3 protein-coding genes are annotated in these 2,323 nt (G+C 61.9%); all 3 read right to left on the reverse strand.

Annotated elements, in window-relative coordinates; genetic code table 11:
• Positions 1-722 (reverse strand): ATP-binding cassette domain-containing protein (locus ACFFAR_RS31110; RefSeq protein ID WP_174363236.1); only part of this gene is annotated, 722 nt, incomplete at its 3' end.
• Positions 715-1,716 (reverse strand): ABC transporter ATP-binding protein, encoded by a 1,002-nt coding sequence (locus ACFFAR_RS31115; RefSeq protein WP_269465470.1) that lies wholly within the window; start codon positions 1,714-1,716, stop codon positions 715-717. The genes ACFFAR_RS31115 and ACFFAR_RS31110, both read right to left, overlap by 8 nt.
• A gap of 2 nt (positions 1,717-1,718) precedes the next feature.
• Positions 1,719-2,323: ABC transporter permease (locus ACFFAR_RS31120; protein WP_375509216.1), on the reverse strand; the 605-nt coding region annotated here is incomplete at its 5' end.

Consider the following 2,323-nt stretch of genomic DNA (forward strand, 5'->3'; position numbering starts at 1 on the left):
AGCTCCATGACGTGGCCGAGATACATCACCATCACGCGATCCGAGATGTGTTTGACCACGGCCAGATCGTGCGCAATGAAAATCAGCGCGAGCCCCATTTCCTGCTGCAGTGACTTGAGCAAGTTGACGATCTGCGCCTGGATGGACACGTCGAGCGCGGAAACAGGCTCGTCGCAGACAATCAGCTTCGGCTCCACGATCAGCGCACGCGCAATGCCGATCCGCTGGCACTGTCCCCCGGAGAACTCATGCGCGTAGCGGTTGATCATCTGTTCGCGCAGGCCGACCTTCGCCATCATCGCGCGCACGCGCTGGTTCATCTCGTCCTTCGACATGCCCGGCCGGTGTTCCCGCAACGGTTCCGCAATGATCTGTCCGACCGTCATGCGCGGATCGAGCGATGCCAGCGGGTCCTGGAAGATCATCTGGATGTCGGCCCGCACGCCGTGCCATTGTTTGACCGTCGCGCCGCTCAGGTCCTGCCCCATCCAAACAATCTTGCCGTGCGTCGCGGGAATCAGGTTGAGGATTGCGCGCGATAACGTCGATTTGCCGCAGCCCGACTCACCGACCACGCCGAGCGTTTCGCCCGCCTTCAGGTCGAAGCTCACGCCATCGACGGCCTTCAAGGTGCGCCTCGGCGCCCACGGCAGCTTGCTTTTTGCCTTGACGCTGAAGTGGACCTGCACGTCGCGTACGGACAGAATGGTTTGCTCAGGCATGGGCGACCTCGTGCAGCGACTTCATTTGCTCGACCGGGCGATAACACGCGCGCAGCCAGGTTGGATCGCCGGCGAACGCTTCGAGCGGCGGCGTTGATTCGGCGCAGCCCTGGCTGGCATCGATACACCGCTCCTGGAACGGGCAACCCGAGGGCGGATGCGCCATGTTCGGCGGATTGCCCGGAATGCCGACGAGCGGCGCGTCGCTTTGATCGAGACGCGGCAGCGCCCGCAACAAACCGATGGTGTAAGGATGCGACGGACGCGCAAACAGATCGTCCGCGTTGCAATGCTCCATCACGCGGCCGCCGTACATGACCATGACCTTCTCGCACAGGCCGGCAACCACGCCCAGGTCGTGCGTGATCAGGACGATTGCCGTGCCGAAGTCGTGCTGCAAATTGCGCAGAAGCTGAAGGATCTGCGCCTGGACGGTGACGTCGAGCGCGGTCGTGGGTTCATCGGCGAACAGCACTTGCGGTTCGCACAGGAGCGCCATCGCGATCATCACGCGCTGGCGCATGCCGCCGGAAAGCTCGTGCGGGTATTGGTCGATACGATGCGCCGCTTCCGGAATCCGCACCGCTTCGAGCATGTCGATTGCGCGCTTTTTCGCGGCCCGCCGCGTCATGTTCTTGTGCAGTTCGAGCACTTCCGTCATCTGGCGTTCGATCGTCAGATACGGATTGAGCGATGTCATCGGGTCCTGGAAGATCATCGACAAGCGGTTGCCGCGAATCCGGTTCAGCTTTTTCGACGGCATGGTCAAGAGGTCTTCGCCCTGATAGATCGCGTTACCTTTGACACGGCCGTTGCGCGCGAGCAGTCCGAGCATGGCGAGCACGCTCTGGCTCTTGCCCGAGCCCGATTCGCCCACGATGCCAAGCGTGCTGCCCTCTTCCAGATCGAAGCTCACGCCGTTCACCGCGCGAACGACGGCGTCGGGTGTATCGAATGCGACTTCGAGATTGTGTACCTTGAGCAATGACATGATGCTTACCGATCCTTCGGGTCGAGCGCGTCACGCAGACCGTCGCCGACAAAGTTGATGCAATACAGCGTCACCGACAACAGCGCCGCCGGGAACAGGAGAATCCACGGCGACGTTTCCATCACGCCCACGCCGTCCTGGATCAGCACGCCCCAGCTTGTCATGGGCTCCTGCACGCCGAGCCCGAGAAACGATAGTACGGACTCCGTGAGAATCACGCCCGGCACGGTCACGGTCGTATAGATCGCGACAATGCCCAGCAGGTTCGGCACGATATGCCGCAAGATGATGCCGCTCGTCGATACACCGATCGCACGCGCCGCCTCGACGTATTCCTTCGACCGGATCGCGAGGGTCTGGCCACGCACCACCCGCGCCATGTCCATCCACGAAAATACGGTGATGGTCAGCACCACGAGGTAGAACTCGCGGCCAAGCAGCGTCACCATCAGGATCGCGATCAGCAGGTAGGGAATGGCGTACATCATGTCGACAATGCGCATCATCGCGTTGTCCACGCGCCCGCCGACGAAGCCCGCGATCGCACCCCAAACAATGCCGAGCGTGACCGAAGTCAAAGTTGCCAGCGCGCCGATCATAAGCGACACAC

Source organism: uncultured Caballeronia sp. (genome assembly GCF_964243625.1).
GTDB lineage: Bacteria > Pseudomonadota > Gammaproteobacteria > Burkholderiales > Burkholderiaceae > Caballeronia.